Source organism: Vibrio sp. 1069 (genome assembly GCF_033340555.1).
Genome location: NZ_JAWOWP010000495.1, coordinates 1 through 644, shown reverse-complemented (window position 1 = coordinate 644; position 644 = coordinate 1). Strand labels below are relative to the sequence as shown.

Here is a 644-nt window from a genome sequence, read left to right as displayed (position 1 = left end):
TTATTGATGATTGTGGCAGGTATTGCAGGGTTAAAAATCTCTGCTTAACGCCGGGTTAAACATAAAAGAAAAGCCAGAGTCGACTCTGGCTTTGTTGCATTTAAATATCTTGCCCGTTTGGGATGGGGCGTTAAGCACTGCGCTTAATAAAAGGCAACCGTAAATGATGGCCGAACACATTGATCAATGCGCCCGCTACAATTAACGCGCCGCCAATGTATGTCCATAGTGATGGAAGTTCGCCAAAGAACACAATTCCTAACAGTACCGAAAAGACTATCTGCACGTAAGAGTAGGCTGATGCTTTACCTGCTTGTTGAGGTTGCATCGCCTTAGGCAGCCCAAGTTGACCAATTTGAGGGAACACGCCGACCAATACCAACATACACGTCAGGTAAAGATCTGGCATGACAAAGTTATCCCCCATAAACAGGATCGACGTTGGTAGCGCCACACGCGGGAAGTAGAAAATGATCACCGAGCTGTCTGCGGTTTGGCTGAGCTTTCTTACAATGACATAAGCGATAGAGCTACCAAAAGCACCTAAAATAGCAATCATCACACTGAACATTGGAAGTGTTTGTGCAGATTCTACGCCGGTTTCTGGCCGAACCATGACGTAGACGCCGAGCAAATATAGCGCA

General features: G+C 46.3%; 1 protein-coding gene. It reads right to left on the bottom strand.

The window, feature by feature from the left end; translation table 11 throughout:
* Positions 1 to 130 precede the first annotated feature (130 nt).
* Positions 131 to 644: DMT family transporter (locus R7040_RS27365; protein ID WP_318097730.1), on the bottom strand; the 514-nt coding region annotated here is incomplete at its 5' end.